The organism is Leptotrichia wadei (genome assembly GCF_007990545.2).
GTDB lineage: Bacteria > Fusobacteriota > Fusobacteriia > Fusobacteriales > Leptotrichiaceae > Leptotrichia > Leptotrichia wadei.
In genome coordinates, this window is record NZ_AP019829.2 from 1,286,931 (window position 1) to 1,306,159 (window position 19,229).

Annotated in this window: 19 protein-coding genes; 5 read left to right on the top strand and 14 right to left on the bottom strand. The window is 27.3% G+C overall.

Features of this window, described 5'->3' with window-relative positions; genetic code table 11:
- Positions 1-65: 65 nt before the first annotated feature.
- A complete protein-coding gene (locus FVE73_RS05990) occupies positions 66-1,010 on the top strand; it encodes an ROK family protein (protein ID WP_018497883.1) in 945 nt (314 codons plus the stop codon).
- Between the two features lie 414 nt (positions 1,011-1,424).
- Here FVE73_RS05990 and FVE73_RS05995 read toward each other — a convergent pair whose 3' ends face one another.
- The 14 genes from FVE73_RS05995 to FVE73_RS06060 form a co-directional block, all read right to left on the bottom strand.
- Positions 1,425-1,781 (bottom strand): PepSY domain-containing protein, encoded by a 357-nt coding sequence (locus FVE73_RS05995; protein ID WP_018497882.1) that lies wholly within the window; start codon positions 1,779-1,781, stop codon positions 1,425-1,427.
- A gap of 23 nt (positions 1,782-1,804) precedes the next feature.
- Positions 1,805-2,092 (bottom strand): PepSY domain-containing protein, encoded by a 288-nt coding sequence (locus FVE73_RS06000; RefSeq protein WP_018497881.1) that lies wholly within the window; start codon positions 2,090-2,092, stop codon positions 1,805-1,807.
- Positions 2,093-2,435: 343 nt separating this feature from the next.
- Positions 2,436-3,791 carry a sensor histidine kinase gene (locus FVE73_RS06005; RefSeq protein ID WP_018497880.1) on the bottom strand — a complete coding sequence of 452 codons (1,356 nt, stop codon included), beginning with the start codon at positions 3,789-3,791 and terminating at the stop codon, positions 2,436-2,438.
- A gap of 95 nt (positions 3,792-3,886) precedes the next feature.
- Positions 3,887-4,570, bottom strand: a complete 684-nt coding sequence (locus FVE73_RS06010) for a response regulator transcription factor (protein WP_018497879.1) — start codon at positions 4,568-4,570, stop codon at positions 3,887-3,889.
- Between the two features lie 14 nt (positions 4,571-4,584).
- Positions 4,585-5,289 carry a UTRA domain-containing protein gene (locus FVE73_RS06015; RefSeq protein ID WP_018497878.1) on the bottom strand — a complete coding sequence of 235 codons (705 nt, stop codon included), beginning with the start codon at positions 5,287-5,289 and terminating at the stop codon, positions 4,585-4,587.
- 128 nt (positions 5,290-5,417) lie between these two features.
- A complete protein-coding gene (locus FVE73_RS06020) occupies positions 5,418-6,749 on the bottom strand; it encodes a citrate/2-methylcitrate synthase (protein ID WP_018497877.1) in 1,332 nt (443 codons plus the stop codon).
- A gap of 14 nt (positions 6,750-6,763) precedes the next feature.
- Positions 6,764-7,765: an isocitrate/isopropylmalate dehydrogenase family protein gene (locus tag FVE73_RS06025; RefSeq protein WP_018497876.1), complete on the bottom strand. Its 1,002-nt coding sequence runs from the start codon at positions 7,763-7,765 to the stop codon at positions 6,764-6,766.
- Positions 7,766-7,876: 111 nt separating this feature from the next.
- Positions 7,877-9,829: an aconitate hydratase gene (locus FVE73_RS06030; RefSeq protein WP_018497875.1), complete on the bottom strand. Its 1,953-nt coding sequence runs from the start codon at positions 9,827-9,829 to the stop codon at positions 7,877-7,879.
- 232 nt (positions 9,830-10,061) lie between these two features.
- Positions 10,062-11,105 (bottom strand): GDP-mannose 4,6-dehydratase, encoded by a 1,044-nt coding sequence (locus FVE73_RS06035; protein ID WP_018497873.1) that lies wholly within the window; start codon positions 11,103-11,105, stop codon positions 10,062-10,064.
- 1 nt (position 11,106) lies between these two features.
- A complete protein-coding gene (locus tag FVE73_RS06040; RefSeq protein WP_018497872.1) occupies positions 11,107-11,397 on the bottom strand; it encodes a lipid-A-disaccharide synthase N-terminal domain-containing protein in 291 nt (96 codons plus the stop codon).
- A 21-nt stretch (positions 11,398-11,418) separates the two neighbouring features.
- Complete coding sequence (locus FVE73_RS06045) at positions 11,419-12,798, bottom strand: ArnT family glycosyltransferase (RefSeq protein ID WP_018497871.1); 1,380 nt, start codon at positions 12,796-12,798, stop codon at positions 11,419-11,421.
- Positions 12,770-13,486, bottom strand: coding sequence for a glycosyltransferase family 2 protein (locus FVE73_RS06050; RefSeq protein ID WP_146997885.1), 717 nt, complete (start codon positions 13,484-13,486; stop codon positions 12,770-12,772). The genes FVE73_RS06045 and FVE73_RS06050 overlap by 29 nt, the downstream gene beginning before the upstream one ends.
- Positions 13,487-13,522: 36 nt before the next feature.
- On the bottom strand, positions 13,523-14,860 hold the full coding sequence (locus FVE73_RS06055; protein WP_018497869.1) for a UDP-glucose dehydrogenase family protein: 1,338 nt from the start codon (positions 14,858-14,860) through the stop codon (positions 13,523-13,525).
- A 285-nt stretch (positions 14,861-15,145) separates the two neighbouring features.
- Positions 15,146-15,670 (bottom strand): PepSY domain-containing protein, encoded by a 525-nt coding sequence (locus FVE73_RS06060; RefSeq protein WP_018497868.1) that lies wholly within the window; start codon positions 15,668-15,670, stop codon positions 15,146-15,148.
- Between the two features lie 371 nt (positions 15,671-16,041).
- Here FVE73_RS06060 and FVE73_RS06065 point away from each other — a divergent pair, with 371 nt between their 5' ends.
- The 4 genes from FVE73_RS06065 (at position 16,042) to FVE73_RS06080 (ending at position 18,648) form a co-directional block, all read left to right on the top strand.
- Positions 16,042-16,281 (top strand): hypothetical protein, encoded by a 240-nt coding sequence (locus FVE73_RS06065; protein ID WP_018497867.1) that lies wholly within the window; start codon positions 16,042-16,044, stop codon positions 16,279-16,281.
- Between the two features lie 75 nt (positions 16,282-16,356).
- On the top strand, positions 16,357-16,782 hold the full coding sequence (locus tag FVE73_RS06070; RefSeq protein ID WP_018497866.1) for a hypothetical protein: 426 nt from the start codon (positions 16,357-16,359) through the stop codon (positions 16,780-16,782).
- A 358-nt stretch (positions 16,783-17,140) separates the two neighbouring features.
- Positions 17,141-18,088: a hypothetical protein gene (locus FVE73_RS06075; protein WP_018497865.1), complete on the top strand. Its 948-nt coding sequence runs from the start codon at positions 17,141-17,143 to the stop codon at positions 18,086-18,088.
- A gap of 218 nt (positions 18,089-18,306) precedes the next feature.
- On the top strand, positions 18,307-18,648 hold the full coding sequence (locus FVE73_RS06080) for a hypothetical protein (protein WP_146997845.1): 342 nt from the start codon (positions 18,307-18,309) through the stop codon (positions 18,646-18,648).
- Positions 18,649-19,229: the final 581 nt, after the last annotated feature.

Sequence of the window (19,229 nt, forward strand, 5' to 3'; positions counted from 1 at the left end):
TAATTTATATTTAATTTCAAATAAATAAAACATATATAAAAAAATTATAATGATTAGGAGGACTTATGAAATACTATGTAGGAATTGATTTAGGAGGAACTAATACAAAAATTGGACTTGTAGATGAAAAAGGTAATATTATTTTTAAAACTATTGTAAAAACCGATTCAATGGAAGGATTTTCAGAAACAATTCAAAGATTGTCAAAAATTTTGCTTACTCAAGTTGAAGGAAGCAACATCAGCTTTGATGATGTTTTATCAGTTGGTGTAGGAGTTCCAGGTCCTGTACTAAATTCTAGAATTGTTAAATTCTGGGCAAATTTCCCTTGGAAAAACGGAGTTGACCTTGCACTAGAATTTGAAAAAAATCTTGGAAAACCAGTAAAAGTTGATAATGATGTCAATGTTATCACACTTGGAGAAATGTGGAAAGGTGCAGCTCAAGGATATAAAAACGTATTAGGACTTGCTATTGGAACTGGAATTGGTGGTGGAATTATTGTAGATGGAAAACTTGTCAGTGGAGAAAATGGAGCCGGTGGAGAAGTTGGACATATAAAAATTGAACCAAATGGAAAATTATGCGGATGCGGACAAAAGGGATGCTGGGAAGCCTATGCTTCTGCTACTGGAATAATTCGTGAAGCAAATAGCCGTCTTGCAGTAAACAAGCAAAATTTGCTTTATGAAATGACAAAAGGCAGAGAATTGGAAGCAAAAGATGTATTTGATGCTGCTAAAGAAAATGATAAATTTTCACTTGAACTTGTGGATTACGAAGCTGAAAAATTAGCTTTTGGTATCGGAAATTTGCTTAGTACATTAGATCCTGAAATTGTTGTAATTGGTGGAGGAGTTGCACTTTCTGGGGATATTTTGTTTGACCGTGTAAAGGAAAAATTAAAAGATGTCGCATTCCCGTCAACTCTTGAAAATTTAAAACTTGCTACAGCCACTCTTGGAAATGATGCTGGAATTTTAGGAGCAGCTTATCTTGGAATGATGTAACAAATATATTTTGAATTATATATTAACTTTTTAAAAAACTAATCCTCATTAAAATAGTTGTTTTATTATAAATATTTTAAAGCAAAATCTCTTGCTATTAAATAAATTCTAGTTTCCGATTTTTAACGAGGTTTAGTTTTACTATTATTTTAATATTTAATACTAAATCCTATTTAAATATCGAATTTATTATAGATCTTTTAGTAGATTAAACCTGATATTTATTTTCAAATAATTAAAATAGATTTCTGTTTTTTAAATGGGTAATACTATAAAGTAATAAACTTATTAATTAATATTAATATACAAAAAAAAGACTATTTTTAAATTAATAAATAATAGTCTCTATTTTTTTACTTTAAATTTTTTCATTTTTCATCACTTTTATTTAACTCTTTCTTTATTTAAACACAATTATCTTTTTTCAAATTTTATAATTGAACCATTTTTTGCATCAACAATAAATTCATATCTAGATTTATTTGCAATAAACTCTATTTCATAAATAGATTTTCCATTTTTATTATCTAATTTAATCTTTTTAAAATTAGCAGCCGCCTCTGCAACTCCAGCATGTGCCAATGCAATTTCCTTTGCTTTATTTGGTGTTATTTGTGTGTCAGAAGTTTTTATATTAATTTTCGGCACTAACTCCATTTTATTTCTTTGCCCAATAATACTTCCCTTTGTCAAGAAACTGATAGAAAGAAGAAATATTACTAAAGTAATTGTATAGTTAAAACTTTCCTTTTTTATTATTCTATTTATCATATACTTTCTCCATAAACACTTTTTTATTTATTACTACTTTTTTCTTCACTCCAATTAATTACTTTTCCAGTATAAACATCTATTTCAAAATTATAAGCAACATTCCGATAATTAATTTTACCCTTATAAAACCTATTATCTTCCACATCAAATTCAAGAACATTTGCAAATGTCGCTCCGGGAACTTTGGCTAGAGCAATCTGTTTTGCCTTGATTACATTCAATTTTTTTCTTTCCTTTCCGCCTGAAAAAACTAGTAAACTGGCTAATAACATTCCTAATAACGTCATTTTTAAAAATCTGATTTTCACAAGCCGACCTCCCTTCCATTTTAAAATATCTATCTATTTATAATACCTTTTTCTTCATAATATACAATTACTAAATTTCTCCTTTCTTCATAACACTAATATAATTTTTTCATTTTCACGTAAACTATTTAAATTAAATTGCTTTACTCGAGTAAATAAATCTGATACTTTAAGTTGAGCTATGTATCGTTCCTTCTGACAATTTAATAATACCACATAAACATTAAAGAAAAATGAGAATTTTTCATTTTTTGAAAATTTTTTTAATCTTGTATATTAATTCCAATTAATCGGTATTTCAGAGTGATAAATTTTTTTAATTTTTTACTTAACATTTTTTCTTTTACAAGATTACTATAAAAGTTGTTCCTGCTCCCAATTTACTTTCCACAAAAATTTCTCCATTATGAAGCTCTATAATTTTTTTTACCATAGAAAGTCCAAGTCCTGAGCTATCACCACTTTTAGACGGATCCACTTGATAAAATCGTAGCCATATTTTATCTAGTTCATCTTTCGGAATTCCTATTCCATCATCAGAAATTTTACTGATAATTTTATTTTCCTCTAAAAATAATTCAATAATAATTGTTCCATTTGGCTTTCCATAGGAAATTGCATTTGATATTAGATTTGTAAAAACTCGCATAATCATCATTTCATCAATTTTTGCATAAATCTCTGGGACAATTTTTGTGATAAATTTTATATTTTTAGCTTCTGCAGCACAAATTTGAGTTTCGACAGTCATTTCCAGCAATTCACTTAAATTGATGTTTTCCAAATTCAATTTTTGTTTTCCACGTTCCATACGTGCCAAAGTTAATAACTGCGACACCAGTTTTGACATTTTTTGTCCTTCCTTTTCGATAATTTTAAAGGAATTTTTTGCTTCTTCAACTGATTTTATATGGTTTTTTCCATATTCTGACTGTGTCAGTATGACTGTAATAGGAGTTCTTAATTCATGGGAAACATCTGAAGTAAACTGCACTTCATTTTCAAAGGACGTTTGAAGCCTGTCAAACATCACATCAAAAGTATTTGCAAGAGTGTGAAGTTCATCATCGCCTTTTCCAAGGTCAATACGTTGTGATAAATCATTTCCTTCGTTAATTTCTTCTGCAATTTTCCTAATTTTCTTAATTGGTGTAAAAGCATTTTTTGTAATAATATATCCTCCAATTGCTGAAAGTATGAGAAAAAACGGCAAAATTATAAAGGAAATATGAATGACCGTTTCAATAGCATTAGATTGTCCAATATTAGGCATTACTCCTCGAATCCATACTTTTCCATAGCTCCCAAGATTAATCATTTTATTATAAACATACCACTTTTGATTATGACTTCTTACAATTATAATTTTATCATCCTTCGATTTTTTATTATCCATCTCAAATCCATTTGGAGAATTTCCATACAGAAATTTGAAATCCTTGTCATAAATGGAAATTTCCACATTTTGAATCATCGTATCAAAATTGCTGTCAATTATAATTTCTCCATTTTTTATAGTTAAATAGTCAAGCCTGTGAATTACAACATCTTTTAAATAAGTTCGCACACTTGAATGAATAATATTTTCACTTATATAAAATACAATATATAATGAAGAAAGTACAAGCAAAATCATAATTCCCATATACCATAGACCTATTTTTAATTGTATCCAGTTACTATTAACAAATCTTTTCATGTTTTTACTTTCCCTATTTCGATTTCTTTTTCGGCTTTTATTTTTCAAAAACTACTTCTAAATAATTATTTTAATAAATTAATTTAGCTTTAAATTTATTCAACTTTCAGAACATAACCAATTCCACGGACTGTGTGAATTAATTTAGGATCAAAATCCTTATCAATCTTTCTTCTTAAATATCTAATATAAACATCAATAACATTTGTACCACCCTCATAGTCATAATTCCATATATGCTGCTCGATTTGTTCTCTTGAAAGAACACGTTCCTTATTTCTTATCATGTATTCTAAAATTGTAAATTCTCTTGTTGATAGTTTTATTGGAACATCATCACGAAAAACATCGTGAGAATTACAGTTTACTCTTAAATTTGCAATTGAAAATACATTACTTGCATTGAAATTTCCATTTGTTGAATTTCTTCGTAAAAGCACTCTTATTCTTGCCATCAGCTCATCAAATGCAAATGGTTTCACCAAATAGTCATCAGCTCCATAATCAAGTCCTTTTACCCTATCTTCAATTCCATCTAATGCAGTAAGTAATAAAACTGGTGTTTTTATTTCCTTTTTTCTTATTCTCTTTAAAATCTCAAATCCATCTATTCCTGGTAGCATAATATCCGATACAATAACATCATATTCAGTTGAAAAAATATATTCAAGCGCATCATTTCCATTAAAACAAGTGTCAACACCATATTTTTCTAAAATTAACCTTTTAACAATTATATCATTTAAATTTTTTTCATCTTCAATTACTAAGATTCTCATAAATTTTCACCAACCTATCTTTTTGCTACTGTCGAAAATACAAATTTATCTGGCCTGTAGGAATTTATACCATATTGAAATAATGTTCCATTAGACAAGTAAGTGTGACTTTCAACTACAATGACTGCATTAAAATCCTTTAAATCCATATATTTCTTTTCATCTTCAGTTGCATACCTAAATTTTATTTCACGCCGTGAATGAGATATTTTCAAATGTAATTTTTTTTCAAGATAATCATAAGTTGAACTTTCTGCAATTTTTTTATCCAAAAATGGAACAATCCTCATATCAAAATAAGTTGTTTCATACTCAAGAGCTTCCCCCTCTAAAATACGAATACGTGAAACCTTGTAAAATGAAACTTCTTCAGATACTTCAAAAATATCCATAATTTCCTTAATTCCACTAACGACACTCAATTCAACTAAATTAGTCGCAATATCAATATTTTCAATTTTGTTAAGTTCCTTTGAAGTCCTAAGATTTGATAAGCTGTTTTTAAATCTTCCATTCTCTAAAACCATCGAATTTTTCCCCTTGATTTTTTGAATATATCCATCCAATTCAAGCATAGAAAGTGCCTTTCTTATCGTATCTTTAGAATATGAATATTTACGTGCAAGTTCAGATTCACTTTCTAAAAATTCCCTTGCCTTAAATGTTCCATTTGTAATTTTTTCTTTTATGTCATTATAAACTTCCTTATATTTACTCACAGACATATCTCCTTTCAAGAAACATCAATTTATTATATCCTATAAATAGAAAAATAACAATGGTCAGTAAATAAAAATTAATTTATAAAAAAACAAGGAGAACAAAACTTTCTCCCTGATTTACGAATTTATAAAAATACATTTCCATTTTCATCAATTGCCTTATAAGCTGGCCTAATCAATTTTTTATCAACCAAAATTTGTTCCATTCTATGTGCGTTCCAGCTAGCAATCCTCGAAAGTGCAAAAAGTGGAGTAAAAATATTTTGTGGAATATTCAAAAGCTTATACACAAAACCTGAATATAAATCAACATTTGCACAAATTTCAAAATTTTTTCCTTTAAGTTCCTTTCCAATTTCTCTAGTAAGTTTTTCAATACTTGAAAATAATTCAAATTCTTCAAGCGCTTTTTTTTCTTTTGCTAATTCATAAGCTTTTTTCTTTAAAATCACGGCACGAGGATCTGAGATTGTGTAGACAGCATGTCCCATACCATAAATCCTACCTTTCTTATCAAATACTTCTTTTTGAAAAATTTTTTTCAAATATTCTTTCAATTTAACCTCATCATAAGGATTAGTGTTTTTCTTAATATCTTCTACCATTTTTGTAACCATCGAATTTGCTCCTCCGTGCATAGGGCCTTTTAAAGAACCGATTGAAGCTGAAATTGATGAATATGTATCTGTTCTAGTTGAAGAAACTACATGAGAAGTAAAAGTTGAGTTGTTTCCTCCTCCGTGTTCTGCATGAATAACTAAAATTAAGTCTAATACTTCAGCTTCCAATTCTGTAAAGTTATTATCGCTTCTAAGCATGTGAAGGATATTCTGTGCAATACTATATTCCTCTACTGGATTATGAATGATTAAACTCTTATTAAAATGCTTGTAATTACATGCTTGATAACAATAAACAAGAAGACTTGGAAATTTTGCAATCAAATTTAGAGATTGGTCAATCAAATTTGAAAGACTGATATCATCTGGATTTTCATCCAAAGTATAAAGACACAACACAGACCGTTGAAGCTGATTCATTATATCAGTACCTGGCTTTCTTAGTATAAAATCTTCGATAAATTCATCTGGTAAATGTTGGTATTCTTTTAAAGTACTAATGAACATTTTTAATTCAAAATTTGAAGGAACTTTTCCAAAAAGTAATAAAAACATTGTTTTTTCAAAACAGAAAGTCTTTTCTTTTCTAAATTGAGCTACAAGTTTTTCAATAGGAATACCACGATAATAAAGTTTTCCTTCTGATGGAACTTTCTTTCCATCTTTATCTATTGAATATCCTAAAACAGAACCAATTTTTGTCAATCCAACAAGGACACCCGTTCCATTTTTATTCCTAAGCCCTCTTTTTACATTTAATTTATTGTAAATATCATCTGAAATATAATTGTTTTCAGTAAACATAACTCCCAGCTCATTAATAAAATCGCTTTTCATTTTTTCCCAACTCCTTATTTCAGATTTTCAATAATTCTATCTGTAAACTCAGTAGTTGTTGCACTTCCACCTAAATCTGCAGTCTTACATCCATCAGTTAATGTTTTTAAAATTGCATTTTCAATATTTTTAGCAAAATTATCAAGTTTTAAGTATTTTAACATTTCTATTGAAGAAAGTAATAATGCAAGCGGGTTTGCTTTATTTTGTCCTGCAATATCTGGTGCTGATCCATGCACAGCCTCGAAAATAGCAATGTCATCTCCAATATTAGCTCCAGGTGCAACTCCAAGACCTCCGACAAGCCCAGCCACTAAATCAGACAAAATATCTCCATATAAATTCATCGTAACAATCACTTTAAATCTTTCTGGATTCGTAACAAGCTGCATACACATATTATCAATAATAAGCTTTTCCAACTGAATATTTTCATACTCTTTTGAAATTTCTCTCGCAATATCCAAAAACATTCCATCAGTAAATTTCAAAATATTTGCTTTATGAACAACTGTAACTTTTGAAATTCCATTATTTTTTGCATATTCAAAAGCACTTTGGATAATTCGTTTACTGCCTTTTCTCGTAATTCTTTTTATAGCAATTGCACTAGTTTTTTCTTCATTTTCATATTTTTCTTCGCCGATATAAATTCCTTCAGTATTTTCACGAAAAATAGCCAAATCAATATTATTATATCGAGTTTCAATTCCAGGCAAATTTCTAGAAGGTCTAAAATTTGTGTATAAATCATATTTTTTTCTGAGATACACATTGATACTTCTAAACCCTTTTCCGATAGGTGTAGTAATAGGTCCTTTTATCGCAATTTTATTTCTTTTAACACTTTCATAAAGACTTTCAGGTATAAGTTCCCCTGTTTTTTCATAAACATCTGACCCTGCATTTTCAGTTTCAAATTCTATAGGAACCTTTGCAGCATCAAAAATTTTTACTAAGCTTTCGGAGATCTCATATCCAATCCCGTCTCCAGGTATTAATGTAATTTTTTTCATATTATCTTCCACCCTTTCCTAATTTTTCTTATAATAAATTACAGTAATTCTAGCTTAAAATAAAAGTAAATTTTGCTTCTAAATTAAAATAAAACTACTGTTATTCACATTTTAACTCAAAAATTCATCACTTGTAGCGAATTTCAAATATCCACCAAATTTCAAGATTTTAAGTTCTCTTTCTGAACCATTGAATTTAGCAGGAAATTCGATATTCTTAGTAAGATTTTTAACAATAAATCTTCCGTTTATCAATGAATTTGGAATATCTGATAATTGTAATTCGTCATATTCATCGATATTGTTGTAATCTTCTACATTTTCAAATTCTAATGGTATAATTCCACTGTTAATCAAGTTTGCTTTGTGAATTCTTGCAAATGATTTTGCAATAACAGCTTTTATACCAAGATAAAGCGGTAATAATGCAGCATGTTCACGGCTTGAACCTTGTCCATAATTTTCTCCACCAACAACAATTCCACCATCATTTTTTTCAGCTCTTTCTTTGAAATCTGGAATAATTGTTTCAAAACAGTGTTCAGATAATTTAGGAATATTTGAACGGAATGGCAATAATGCAGCATTCGATGGACAAATATCATCTGTTGTAATGTTATCTCCTGTTTTTAAAATAACTTTTTTAGTAAAGCTGTCTTTTAATTCTTCTCCAATTGGGAATGGCTTAATATTAGGCCCCATAACAATTTTTACAGTTTCTCTTTCTTTTTTTGCCTCATCTTCATTAGGATTTGGGAAAATGAAATAATTATCTGAAACTTCAAATTTTTCTGGCTCATCAATAATAATTTCTGCCCCCAATTCTCTTGGATCTGTTAAATATCCTGTAATTGCTGATGCAGCAGCTGTTTCTGTACTAACTAAGTAAACTCCAGCACTCATTGTTCCACATCTTCCCTTGAAGTTTCTGTTAAATGTTCTAAGTGAGATACCATTTGTTTTTGGTGCCTGTCCCATTCCAATACAAGGTCCGCACGCAGCTTCTAGTAGTCTTGCTCCAGCCGCTATAAATTTAGCCAATGCTCCATTTTCTGAAATCATTTTCATAATATTACTTGAACCTGGCGATAAAACAAGACTCACATCTGGATGAACTTTTTTCCCATCTAAAATTGCTGCAAGTTTCATAAAATCTGAATAAGATGAATTTGTACATGAACCAATTGCAATTTGATCAACTTTCAATTTTTTGTCTTTTGGAATTTCATGCACATTATCAGGACTATGAGGGAAAGCCGCAAGTGGCACTAATTCATCTAAATTAACAACTAATTTTTCATCATAAACTGCATCCTCATCAGGCAATAATTCTACAAAATCTTCTCCACGTGATTGTTTTTCCAAGAAAATCTTTGTATTTTCATCACTTGGGAAAATCGAAGTTGTAGCTCCTAATTCAGCTCCCATATTTGTAATAGTGGCTCTATCCTCAACAGATAGAGATTTTATACCTTCTCCAGTATATTCCATTACAAATCCAACTCCACCTTTTACTGTCAATTCTTTCAACACATACAAAATTACATCCTTAGCTGATACCCAAGGTTGTAATTTCCCTCTAAGTTCGATGTTATAAACTTTTGGAACTTTCAAATAATAAAGACCTCTTGCCATACCAATCGCAACATCAAGTCCACCTGCTCCAATTGCAAGCATTCCAAGTCCTCCACCAGTAGGTGTGTGGCTATCTGACCCAATCAATATTTTTCCTGGCTTCCCAAATCTTTCCAAATGCAATCTATGACAAATCCCATTTCCAGGTTTTGAAAAAACAATATTATGCTTTTCAGCTGATGTTTTAATAAATTCATGATCATCTGCATTTTCAAAACTTGATTGCAACATATTGTGATCGACATAAGCCACAGAAATTTCCGTTGCTACTTTGTCAATATTCATCGCATTTAGCTGTAAATACGCCATCGTTCCCGTGGAATCTTGTGTAAGTGTTTGATTAACTCTTACGGCGATTTCGTTACCTGCTTTTAATTCTCCTTTTAGAAGATTTTTTTTCAAAATCTTGTATGTTAAATTCATACCCATTTTTTCCTCCCATCATAACCTCTTTTAATTTAATTTCTCAACTATATTTTAATTATAATACCAATCATAAATTGTGTCAACGATATATAATATATATTTTTTATATGATTTCATATATATTATATATAGTTTAAAAAAAAGCCAATAAATATTGACTTTCTGTGCTACTAGAGTTATTTTTTCTATGTGCTTTTTTTTCATTTGTATATCAAACAAATCGTTTTTAAAAATATTATATTTTACTTTCTTTTTTCTCAAACCATGCAAAAAATTTTTCTATTCCATCTTCAAAATCCGTTTTTGGATTGTAGCCAAGAAGTTTTTTGGCTTTGGAAATATCAGCGTATGTCATCGGCATATCCCCTTTTTGAAAGACGCAAAATTCTAAATCAGCTTTGTAGCCTGAAATTTTTTCCATTATTTTTACCATTTCCATAAGAGTTATTACTCTGTTGTTTCCAAGATTGAAGATTTCGTAACATTCATTTTTTTTGTTTATAAATTTTATTGAAGCTGTGATTCCTGCGATTATATCATCAATATAAGTATAGTCCCGTCCTGTCTTGCCATCTCCATAAATTGATATTTTTTCATTGTATTTCAATTTTTTTGCAAATTTATGAATGGCTAAATCTGGTCGCTGTCCTGGTCCATAAACTGTAAAAAATCTGAGCATTATGACTTTTATACCGTAATTTTTGTAATATAGATACGCCATTTCTTCACAAGTTTTTTTAGTTAGAGCATAAGGCGATAAAGTTTTTTTTATGTTATCGCTTTCTGAAAAAGGAAGTTTTGGTGTATCTCCGTAAACTGAAGATGAAGAAGCACAAACAAAATTGTTAATTTTAAATTTTTTACATAATTCCAATAAATTTAAAGTTCCTTTTATATTTGTTTCTTCGTAGTCCAACGGTCTTTCAAAAGATGGTCGCACTCCAGCTTTTACCGCCAAATGCACGATTCCGTCAAATTTATAGTTTTTAAAAGTTTCTTTTAAGTCATCGAAATTTCTGATGTCTTTGTTTAATAAAATCATATTTTTATCTGCATTATTTATAAAGTTGACAAATTCTTTTAGATTTTTTTCTTTTTTATCATATTTTATTTCAAAAAAAGTATTTGTCGCTTCACACAAATTGGAAATTTTGATTTTGTAATTGTAAAAATCGTCAAAATTGTCAACTACAATTATTTTAAAATGTTCTGACAGCAATTTTTTTACAAGATGGGAGCCGATAAATCCTGCTCCACCTGTGATTAAATAAGTTTCCATTTTATTTCAATTTTCCTTTCTTTATATTTTTTTCTATTTTTTCAGTATTTTTAATAATAAGTAAATTTCTTATATAAACGATAAATCCAAATAATTGTCCCAAAGTAAAGACAATATCTTTTCTGTAAATTGCATAAATTAATAAAAGAAAACTTCCAAAAAGGCTTAAAAACCAAAATGAAATTGGAACAACGCTTTTTTTTCTTTTTTCGCTCGCAATCCATTGAACTAAAAATCTTGCGGAAAACATCAGTTGTCCTGCTAATCCTAAAATTATAAATATTTTTTCCATTTTATTTTCTCCTGTCTAGTTTTATTTTTTTTCTATGTAAAGATAGTTTGAATCATAATTTCTCGCATCTGTCATTTTGTTTATTTTACTTATATTAAATCCTGCAACAAAAGTAACTATTGGAAATAGCAATCCCAAAAATATAAATCCTGCTTTTTTTCCAGCTTTTAAAAATAATAATAAACTCACTATTCCTATATTAAATAGTGAAAAAATGGAAATTACTTTAAATGGAACAAAATCTCTTGAATTTGAGAAAATCATAACGATTGAAGCTACTATAAAAATAGAAATTGTTATGAAAAAAAGAATATTTTTTGTTTCAAAAGGGATTTTTCTATAATTTATAGCCGTCAAAATTCCAATTGGAGTTACAATTGGAAGTAAGTAAATGACAAGTTTGCTGCTTGAAACTGACAAATAAAATAATGTTGAAAAAATCCATATTAATAGAAATTTTTCAAAATCGTTCGTATTTTTTTCTTTAATCCAAGAAATAATGGATTTATACATTACATACACCGAATACACAGTCCACGGAAATACTGTCATTGGTAAAGTATATAAATAATAATAAAACGGTCTTTTATGAGTAAAAGCTTTCACTGCTCTTCCAAAAAGTTGTTTAAAAAATAATTCATTAATGAAAATATTTCCTAAACTTATGTAGGCTGGAATTATCCAAAATAGGACAAATGCTAGAATTATTGCTAATCCTTTGTAAAATCCTGCTTCTTTTAAGGAATATTTTTTTGAAGCTGTAAATTTGAAAAGAATTATCACTAATAATGGAGTCAAAAGTCCCACAATTCCTTTAAATAAAAAGGCAAATCCAATGTAGACAAAAGTTATCCAATTTTTTTGATAATCATTTTTTTCATAACATTCAAAAAAATTTAAAAGTGATAAAGCTATAAAACAGCTAAGATAAATGTCCATTCTAACTACTATTACAGAAACATATTGAAGAATTCCTGTAAATGTTATAAATATTGACATTATAGCAATATTCTCATCAAATTTTATTTTTAAAAATCTATATAATTTTATGAGTAAAAAACTTTCAATAAATATGTTAAAAATAACAATTCCGTAAGTATAATAATTTCTAAAAATAAATTTTGAAAAGATAATTATCCAAAAGAATAATGGCGGTTTGTCCGTATAAAGTTTTCCAGATAAATAATACACAAATGGATTTTTATTTTTTATTATATCTTGAGCAATATACAAATATTTTAATTCATTTCTCTGAGTAAACATTCGATTAAAAAGTGGTAATGTTACGAGAATTAACACAATTGGAATAAAATATTCAAATTTAAATTTTATTTTTATTCTTTTTAACTTAAAATCTTTGTAAAAGTTGAATTTAGTAATTTTTTTTGTCGGTAATTTCATAGTTTATTCTCCTTTTTTTCATCCATCTCACCGCAAATACATCTTCAAATCCGACAAATAGTCTATTAAAAGTCGTATATTTAGATTTTCCATAAATACGGTCGTAATGCGGTACCGCTATTTCAATCACAGAAAATCCATTTATTTTTGCAAGTGTGGGTAAAAATCTGTGCATTCCTTTATACAGGTAAAAAGATTTTACAACTTCCCTTTTAAACACTTTTAAAGGACAACCTGTATCGCGAATATTGTCTTTTGTAATAAAATTTCTAAATGAATTTCCAACTAATGAAACCAGTTTTCTGTAAAAGCCGTCTTGTCTTGTCGCACGCATTCCGTTTACCATATCATATTCCTTTAAATATGGGATAAGAAGAGAAATATCTTTTGGATTTGTCTGCAAATCTCCATCCATTGACACGACAATATCTCCGCTGCAATACTTAAACCCTGCCGAAAGTGCCGCACTTTGTCCACAGTTTTTCTTAAAAAAAATAGGTTTCAAATATTTTTTATCTTTTGACAATTTTTCAAGAATTTCCTTTGATTTATCAGTACTCCCATCGTCAACTAAAATAAATTCATATTCACTATATTTCCCTTTTACAGCCAATTCCAGTTTTTCCACTAGAAGAGGTATATTCTCCTCTTCATTAAAAATCGGTACAACAAATGATATTTCCATAATTTTTCCTCCTTTTTTCAAATTTACAATAAAAGCACATTAATTTCTCCCAATCGGATAATAGTGAAAATAATTTCTAATATTTTCGTTATCTGAAAACATATTTCTAAAATCAAAAAAATAATTACTTTTCATAACATTTTTTATTCTCTCTAAATCCATATTTTTAAATTGTTCCCATTCTGTAGTCAAAATTAGACAGTCTGAATTTTTGGCACATTCATATTCATTTTTACAATATTTAATACAATCTGAATAGTTTTCAAGTTCTTTTTTTGTCTTTTCCATTCCTTGAGGACAATAAACTTTGATTTTTGCTCTTAAATTCATCAATTTTTTTATTATTTTTATCGCAGGGGATTCCCTTATATCGTCAGTTTCTGGCTTAAACGACAGTCCCAAGATTGAAATTGTCTTATCTTTTGTGCTTCCAAGTTTATTTTTTATCTTTTTTATCAAAATATCTTTCAAATCATCATTAAATTTCACAGCAGAATTTACAATACTCATCTCACAATCATTATTTTTTCCAATATTTAGTATCGCAAGAGTGTCTTTTGGAAAACAGGAACCTCTAAAACCAAGTCCTGCATTCAAAAATTCATTTCCAATTCTGTGGTCAAATCCCATAATTTTTGAAACATCTTCAATATTTGCTCCTGTCTTTTCAGAAAGCATCGCCATTTCATTAATAAATGATATTTTTACAGACAAAAACGCATTTGAAGAATATTTGGACAATTCTGCCGTTTCAAGATTTGTAAAAATTATTGGAATTTGTTTTTTTAAAAAGTATTCATAAATTTTATAAATTTCTTTTTTTATTTTTTCTTTATTATCATTTTCATCAATTCCCACAACAATCCTATCAGGATTTAAAAAGTCGTAAACAGCCTTTCCTTCCCTTAAAAATTCAGGATTTGAAATAACTGATACATTAAGATTACCCATATTTCTTTTTTTTAATTCATCTAAAATAATTTTTTTAATTTTTTTGTTTGTTCCCATCGGAACAGTTGATTTTGTAATAATAAGGCTATCTTTTGAAAGAAATTGAGCTAAATTTTTAATTGCAGCCGTGATATAATTCAAATTTGAACTACCATCATCCAAAGGTGGCGTTCCTACTGCAAGAAATATCACATCAGCATTTTTTATCCCAGAATTATAATCCAAAGTAAATTTAATTTTCCCGTTTTTCAATGACTTTTTTAAAGTTTCTTCCAATTCTGGCTCATAAATAGGCGATTTTCCCTGTTTTAACGTTTCAATTTTTACTTCATCATTATCAATACAGACAACATTAAATCCTAAATCCGACATTACAACACCTTGAACTAAACCGATGTATCCTGTTCCGATTATTGCTATATTCATAATCATTCCTCCATTAATTTAATTTTTTTCTTAAATCTATTCTTTATAAAAATAAAAATTTATTTACATATCTTTTTCTTATATAATAAATATAGCACAGAAATATATTTTAAAAGTGAATTTAAAATGAATAATCAAAAAAGAACTGTTTAAAAAATTTATTTTCTAAACAATTCTTTTTAAAAAAAGTAATGAAAATTATCAAAAGTACATATTTAATCAAAATTTATTTTGTTAAATATTAATATTATTTAAATAATTTTTTCTAATTTATTAATAATTAATTTAGTCAATTTCAAAATCTAATATTTCTCCTGTTTCTGCGTCAATTTTATATTCTTTTTTTGTATTTCCTTCTATAAGATCTACTTTATAGACCAGCTTTCCTTTTTTTCTTTCAAGTTCAATACTTTTGAAAGTTGCATTTGGAGCTTGTTTTTTTGCTATGCTTTTTGCCTGCTCGACTGAAATTTTCGTGTTTGCTATTGCGGGATTTAATTCATCGTCATCTATATCAGTTTTTGCTCTAAAAATCTGCCCTGTATTTGCATCAATTTTATATTCTTTTTTAGTGTTAGTGTTTCCTTCCCACAATTCAATGTCATATACAGGTCCTCTTTTTGTATTTTCTAATTTCACTTTTTTTAATTGTCCATTCGGTGTATTTTTTTTAGCGATTTTGACAGCTTCTTCCCGACTGATTTTTGTTGCAATATTTCGATTATTTGAAGTTGCACCATATGCAAGTAATCCTCCTAGTAATAAAAAACTTAAAATTCCTGTTTTAAAAAAATTTTTTTGATTTTTCATAGCATCATCTCCTTACAATTTTTTTTATTTTAAATATCAAAATTATATCTTTGATATAACTATAATATCATAAAAAAGATATTTTTTGAATGAATTTAAACTGAATAAATTTTATAAAAAAAGAAACTTAAAAAACTGAAATTTGTCTTTTGAAAGATTTTAGCCATTATTCTCTAAATTTTAAATTATTTAACATATTTTATGCTTAAAAATTATAAATTAATCGGTATATATATAAGAAAATTTTCAGTAGCAAGATTTTTAATTTTTTTCTTTAAACAGATATTTACATTTGTATATGATTAATGTTAAAATAATAAAAAAGAAAGAATAGAAGTTGGAATAAACAAAAATTCATTATGGATGACTATATGCCAGATGAAATGTATAGATTATTTAATGATAAAGCTACTACAAGTTTAATGAATAAAATTATAAATAAATGGACAAATTTTATTAAAGGAAAAAATAGTAATGAACGAAAATATGAAAATAGGTTCCGAGAACATAAAATAGTAGATTTTACTTTAGAATTTACGGCACTAGGACATACTAATTTATTTACTTCTTCATATGGGAAAATAAAAAAATTAATGGAGAGTATAATGTAAATATAACAATACTAATTCAATATAGAGATACTTTGTAAAAACAGAATTGTCTAAAAGAAGATAGGAGTAATAAAAATGTTAAAAAAAATTATGTTAATAGTCTTGATAACTATAATAGCACTGTCTTTTAAATTGTTAGTAATAAATAATATTTTTGTTCCTGAAGCTTTTTATTGGGATATTTTTTCTAATGATTGGAAAAATAGAGACTATAGAATTGAATGGGAAGCAGGTTGTAAAATAATAGAAATAGGAAAAAAAGGTAAGTATTACTATGGGAGAGTTGTTTCAGGTGGAGTAACACTATATAAGCCTGGAAAGTATGATTACTCAAAGTGTGAAGATGAATATTTTTTGATAGATTCTTCTGAAAGTTTGTCATCAAATTTAGCATTCAATGGAGGTATTTACTATAAAAAAAAAGAAAAGATTTTAAATATTACAAAAGAATACAAAGTAAAGAAACCGTATAACTTTTTTATGTTTTCTATATTAAGATAGTTGTTTATTTATTTTAATTAAAGAAGATTGGTATTTTTAAAAATAAAAATTGAAAACAATCATTGTTGTAAGACAGCGATTATTTTTTGCCTACGTTTTTATACATTCCAAATTAACAAAAAATTTTGATTACATCAAATTCGCCTATATAACCCTACAAGTTAAAATTTTCATTTAAGGCATAGGTTTTTTACCGAAAATCGACTTTTTGAGCTGTTTGGATGTTATATGAGCTTTTAAAATGATATTTTTTAAAATTTATAATAAAAGTTAAAATTTTTAATTTTTTTCTTTAATCAGATATTTACATTTGTATATGATTAATGTTAAAATAATAAAAAAAGAAAGGAATATTAGTATGGCAAACAGCAATTTCTTTGGACAGTTGAGAGAAACTAGGTTTTCTGAGACTGTAGAAAATATTGCTGGTGAAAGGTTGAAAGTCGCAAGTACTCAAAATGAGATTAAATCAGCTTTTGAAGAGGCATATTCTGATTTAGGTTATAAGGCTGAAATTAAATTTAGTACACCAGAAGAAACTCCTGAATTAAAAGACAAAGCAGGAACTGCTTATGTTTCATCTACTGGAGTACATACGATGATAATAAATATAAATGCCAAAGAAAATAATACAAAATCGGGGCTTATTGGAACAATTTCGGAAGAAGGGAGTCATATTATAAATGGAGCCAAAGGAAGACAAATAGAAACAGGAACTGAAGAAAAAGGACTAGAAAGTACAGGAAGAGCAACTAATTCATATTTTCAGGATAAGTATAAGGATGACAAGACTACTATTTCTATGAAATCTGATGGCGCTATTGATACTAGTAAATTGGGAGTTAATGTTGGAGATAGTCCAGAATATGAAGATATTTTCACTATAAAAAATTCTTTATATAAAGGATTAAGCGATAATCAAATAGTTGAAAAGGTTGGTAAAGATTATAATTGGAAAGGAGTTAATTATCGAAATTTAGTAGAAGAAATAATGCAAAAAGATCATGATAATTCACTATTAAGTTATATTAAAGATCATGTTGGAGAAAAAATAACAATAGCAGTTATTTCAACTTTAGCAAGGAAATATTTAATTGGAAAAGGATTTTCTGATGCAGCTGCAACAAAAGCAGGAGGTTGGATTGCATTTGGATTATTTACAGTTAATGAAGTAAGTAAATTGAAAGAATTTAGAAATTTTGGTTCAAATGGTAGAGCAGCTTTAATTTTAGCATTAGGAAAAGAAAGAGAGAGATTTAATAGTGCTGTAAAGGCAGCAAGTTGGGAAATGGATTATATTTTATAATGGAGCAAAGAAAATTGAGAATGAAAATAATTTTGATATATTTTACCAAACTGAATATTTATTATGGCAACAAACATATGAAAAATGGCCAAAAGAACATCAAGAATTTTTTAAAAATGCTATAAATGCTTCAGGAAAAGGTAAGGAATTAAATACTATCATAAAATCTCAAAAAAGACATTACAGATTTATAAATAGTGGATATTATAAAAATTCAAATGGTGAAAATATCTATTATCCCGCTGGAAGTCCTAATTGGTATAATAGAAGAAATGGAGAAACTAATTGGAATGTTTGGAATAGTTTTTAAATTCATAAAAAATAATGAATATGTATATTATTCATTGTATTCAGTGTTAAGTTTAGCAATAATATTTATATTTTATAAATATATAAAATTATTTGAAAAATTTAATGATTTAAAAAAAATATTTTTATGGTATTTAGTATTCTTTGGAATTTATGGACCTTATAAAAAATTAAAAGTTAAAAATTATTTAATTAGATTTTTAATATCGACATCTATTTTAGTTATAATTTCAATAGGTGATAAGCTATGAAAATATTAATTGTAATTATTTTTTACTTAAGGATATTTATTTTGATTAAATTGTTGTTTTTATCTAATTTAAATATTCCAAAAGAAAATGAAATATATACATATTTAAAATTTGTAAATTTTGAATATACGTTATTAATTTTTAGTAATGACAAAAAAAATATATTGAATTTGTTTATAAATATTTGCTTTCTCTTTTGGCTTTTAAAAATTATGTAAATATATTCTAAATTATATACATATAAAAAATGTATCAAGGAATAACTTATGAAAATTATAAAATAATTGAAGAAAAAGGAAGTATTTGTAAATTAGTTGATAAAGATTTTCCACTTTCTTCTAGAACAATAATACATCTTATAAAAAAAATATCTGATAATATGCAGTAGCACGAATATTAAATAACGATAGATATATGGTTATTGATAACGTTACAGAACATTTGATGAAAAAATTATAATAGATGATTAATGATATAATTCCTACTCATTTAATAATAAAAAATTCAGACACATTAATCGAAAAGCAAATTTTAATACCAAACAAGTTTAAAATTTGTGAGAGTGTCCAAAATTTTATGTA